3 protein-coding genes are annotated in these 4,432 nt (G+C 62.9%); 1 reads left to right on the top strand and 2 read right to left on the bottom strand.

Annotated elements, in window-relative coordinates:
- Positions 1 to 61: 61 nt before the first annotated feature.
- Positions 62 to 991, bottom strand: coding sequence for a hypothetical protein (locus PHO31112_RS26880; RefSeq protein WP_150624766.1), 930 nt, complete (start codon positions 989 to 991; stop codon positions 62 to 64).
- Between the two features lie 659 nt (positions 992 to 1,650).
- On the opposite strand from PHO31112_RS26880, the gene PHO31112_RS26885 reads away from it, so the two are divergent.
- On the top strand, positions 1,651 to 2,028 hold the full coding sequence (locus PHO31112_RS26885; RefSeq protein WP_150624768.1) for a hypothetical protein: 378 nt from the start codon (positions 1,651 to 1,653) through the stop codon (positions 2,026 to 2,028).
- 196 nt (positions 2,029 to 2,224) lie between these two features.
- Here PHO31112_RS26885 and PHO31112_RS26890 read toward each other — a convergent pair whose 3' ends face one another.
- Positions 2,225 to 3,961, bottom strand: coding sequence for a hypothetical protein (locus tag PHO31112_RS26890; RefSeq protein ID WP_150624770.1), 1,737 nt, complete (start codon positions 3,959 to 3,961; stop codon positions 2,225 to 2,227).
- Positions 3,962 to 4,432: the final 471 nt, after the last annotated feature.

Genomic DNA, 4,432 nt, shown 5'->3' on the forward strand with positions numbered 1-4,432 from the left:
CATACCAACTCCTCATCTGAGCTGAGGAGCCATTATCTCTAGATTTGATTGGCACGAAATTTCACGGACAGGTCACCTGCACGGGATTCTGTTCGCCGGCAAACTTGAGCTTGCCTAGCCGGCGCTGCCGCAGGATGTGCCTGCGCAGACGCAAAGTGTGCCGACTGTAGCGCCAGCCCTCAAGGACTGCGAGGCGGCCAAGCCCGGCACCGTTGGGCAGATAAGCCCATGCCTCACGCATGTCGGCAGGATTCGGGTAGACGCGAATTTTTTCACCGCTGAGCCCAGGCGTGCGTTGCAGCACTTCGTTGCTGTACCTCGCGCCGTATAAGCTGATATAGGGCGCGACGCCACGCGCCAAGTTGCCTCGTATCGCGCACAGATGAACCGGTTGCAACTGGTGCAGCCGGGCTCGTAGCAACTGGGGCAATGTGCGCACGGCAGTCTGCTGATGGGCAATGGCCAGTTGCAGTGCTTCCAGTGGCGTTCGCCCATTCAGCCCGTCGTGTGGCGTTGCGTGGTAGTTCGCGATGGTCATGTCCAGCAACTCTTCAAGCTCGGGCAACGTGATCAGCTGTTCCACCGGTACGCGTCTGCCGCGCTGGCCTGCCGGATCTTCCGGGTTACGGCCAGTGGTGCCGATCACCTGCCGAGACATGCGGTCCGTCAGCGTCAGGAAGAACCGTTCGATGAAAGGCCGCGTTGTCGGTCGCGCCACCGGGCCTGCTTCCAGTCGGCAACCGATGAACTGGCAGGCCGGTACGAAGGTTTCCTCACTCAGGTGTGCTGCAGCATTATCGACCTTCAGGACATCCCAGCATGCGTAAGCAACTTCCGGGCAAGCTTCCGAGGCAAAACCGGCTCCCGACCGATATGCCAATCCCGCAACGAGTAGCCGGTCACGTTTGCGGCGAGGCCGAAGTGCGTCCTGCATCGCTGCCAGAACATCGTGGTGGTTGTATTCTGGTGCGCGCACAACCTGCCAGCCCACGTAGACCGTATTAAAGCTGACACTATTACGTCAGTAAAAGTGTCACTCGTAGTGTGAGCCGCCTGCGCTTCCGCGAGCACTACTGGGCGGGGCTTTGGCGGATGCGAAATAAATGTGTCACCGAAAGAGTGATCGGCGGTTAGGATTTCACGGCCAGCTAATGCTGGCGCTCAGTCAGCCGAAGTAGAGCTCGAAGTACCTACGCATAATCGCCTTGCGGTACTGAGCCTTCATCGGATGCGTCCCAAAGGGCATGAAGCCTTGACCACCATAGCTCGCAAGGCGTCAGGCTCAGCAGTAGAGGGCAGCAAGCAGTCGAACAACTGATCCGAAACAGTGAGTCATGGTCGCAGCGCCGGCTCTCGGTTTCCGAGGCTCGATGGGGCGCTGGGCAGGTACGCAGGTTCGCAACCCGATCCAAGATGCTGTGATCACGATTCGCTATGCAGCTACCGGCGTCGCATGCTGGTGCGTTCTCTGGCATGCCGCCGACCTCGGCCCAACGATCGCCGCACCCCGAAACTCAGGGGCTGCATGCCAGCGGTTGCCATCGAAAGCGCGGAGCGCCACAGGACGCAGGCAGCGGGAGATGTGCTGGTTTAATGCCTCCGCCGGCCCAAATCCTCCGCAAAGAAACTGGCACGGGGCGCGGCAGAGCGATGGTCACTACCGAGATGTTGCGGGAGTGGCAACGTCTCGGCAAGCAGGGGATTGCTAAGGCGGGGGGGCTTGACGGCGTGGCCATGCAGTACGGCGTCGCGTCTGGTGCGCTGAAAATTTACCTGCGTGTGGACGGCACGCTGACGAAGCCAGCCGAGGACCGGCTCAACCCGCCGGGCGCGGAAATCACCCCCAAGATGTTGCGGGAGTGGCAGCGCTTCGGCAAGCAGGGGATTGCTAAGGCGGGTGGGCTTGACGGCGTGGCCGGGCAGTATGGCATCGCGTCTGGCACGCTGAAAAATTACCTGCGCGCAGACGGCACGTTGACGAAGCGCGCCGAGGATCGGCTCCGCAAGGATGGCGCGGGGCCGATGTGAACCGAAGGTTGTCGGACTGTCTGGTCGGCAAGCGGGGCTGGTCGGAAAATCGGCTGGCGAAGGCCCCTGATCGCCCGTACCTCGCTGACGTTGATCGGCGCCGGTGCTGTCACCAGTTGCCAGCGCCCATGATCCGGTCCATGAGCCCCTCCTCACCCCGCTTGCCGACCAGACAGTCCGCGAGACGACTTGCGGTTCACATCGGCCCCGTGCCATCCTTGCGGAGCCGATCCTCGCCGAACTGGGTGAGGCCGCCGTCTGCACGAAGGTATCTTTTCAGTGCGCCAACCGAGACATTGTCCCGCCTGGCCACCCCGTCGAGTCCACCCGCAGCCTCGATCCCCGCTTGGCCGAGGGCCTTCCACGTCTGCAACATAGCGTCGGTGATCTTCGCTTTCCCGCCCGGGTTGAGCCGGTCTTCGCCGAGTTGGGTCAGGCGGCCGTCGGCACGCAGGTAATGTTTCAGTGCGCCAACCGAGACATTGTCCCGCCTAGCCACCCCGTCGAGCCCACCCGCAGCCTCGATCTCCGCTTGGCCGAGGGCCTTCCACGTCTGCAACATGGCGTTGCTGATCTTCGCTTTCCCGCCCCGGTTGAGCCGGTCTTCGCCGAACTGAGTCAGGTTGCCGTCTGCACGAAGGTAACTTCGCAGTGCCGCAGTCGTGACGTTATCCCGTCTGGCCACACCGTCGAGCCCACCCGCGGCCGCAATCCCCGCTTGGCCGAGGGTCTTCCACGTCTGCAACATGGCGTCGGTGATTTTTGTTTCCCCACCGGGGTTGAGCCGGTCTTCGGCGAACTGGGCCAGGCTGCCGTCTGCACGAAGGTATCTTCTCAGTGCCCCAGACGGGACATTGTCCCGCCTGGCCACCCCATCGAGCCCGCCGGCGGCCTCGATCCCCGCTTGGCCGAGGGCCTTCCACTTCTGCAACATGGCGTCGGTGATCTTCGCTTTCCCGCCCGGGGTGAGCCGGTCTTCGCCGCGCTGGGTCAGGCGGCCGTCTGCACGAAGGTAACTTTTCAGCGCTCCAACCGGGACATTGTCCCGCCTGGCCACCCCGTCGAGCCCACCCGCGGCCTCGATCCCCGCCTGGCCGAGGGCCTTCCACGTCTGCAACATGGCGCCGGTGATCTGCGCTTTCCCGCCCGGGTTGAGCCGATCTTCGCCAAGCTGGGTCAGGCGGCCGTCTGCACGAAGGTAACTTCGCAATGCCGCAGTCGTGACGTTATCCCGCCTGGCCACCCCGTCGAGCCCACCTGCGGCCTCGATCCCCGCCTGGCCGAGGGCCTTCCACGTCTGCAACATGGCGTCGGTGATCTGCGCTTTCCCGCCCGGGTTGAGCCGATCTTCGCCGACCTGGGTCAGGCGGCCGTCTGCACGAAGGTAATGTTTCAGCGCCACAGCCGGGACATTGTCCCGTCTGGCCACCCCGTCGAGCCCACCCGCGGCCTTAATCCCCGCTTGGCCGAGGGCCTTCCACTTCTGCAACATGGCATCGGTGATCTGCGCTTTCCCGTCCGGGTTAAGCCGGTCTTCGCCGACCTGGGTCAGGCGGCCGTCTGCACGAAGGTAATGTTTCAGTGCGCCAACCGAGACATTCTCCCGGCTGGCCACACCGTCGAGTCCACCCGCAGCCTCGATCCCCGCCTGACCGAGGGCCTTCCACGTCCGCAGCATGGCGTCGGTGATCTTCGCTTTCCCGCCCGGGTTGAGCCGGTCCTCGGCAGGCTTCGCCAGCGCGCCGTCTGCGCGCTGGTAATGTTTCAGCGCCCCAGCCGGGACATTGTCCCGGCTGGCCACACCATCGAGCCCACCCGCGGCCTCAATTCTTGCTTGGGCGAGGGCCCTCAACTTCTGCAACATGGCGTCGGTGATCTTCGCCTTCCCGCCCGACACGCTCCCTTGTCGAGGGATTTTGGTCGGGGGCGGCATTGAAGCAGCATCTCTTCCACGGCTTGCATCCTGTGATGCCGAACGTTTTTCCGATCCACTGTTCGAGGTGACTTCCGGTGTTGCGAAGGAAAGCGGTCGTTGGGCCGAGCTCGACGGCATGTCAAGCCACTCATCGGCCTGACGTACCACGCGCACATTGGCAACCAGCGCAGTAGGCGAGTGCGTATTCTGTCGAGGCTGCGCCGACGTTGACGCAGTCACTGGGGGCTGGGAGCGCATGGCTCCCTTGCTGGAAACTTGAGTCATGGGCTTCAGATGATAGAAATTTTTTCGATCGCGATTGACTGTCGCATGGTCTCGCCATCCGCGCTTGCATAAATCGCTCAGTGCGCGGCGTGCTTGGCGGGATGGGTTTTTTCGTGGTTAGCGGTGCTTGGAGCGGCCCCCTGAAACGCCGGACACAGTCACCCACTTACAATAACGGGTAGGCATAAGACTGTGTTTTTGACT

The organism is Pandoraea horticolens (genome assembly GCF_902459555.1).
Classification (GTDB): domain Bacteria; phylum Pseudomonadota; class Gammaproteobacteria; order Burkholderiales; family Burkholderiaceae; genus Pandoraea; species Pandoraea horticolens.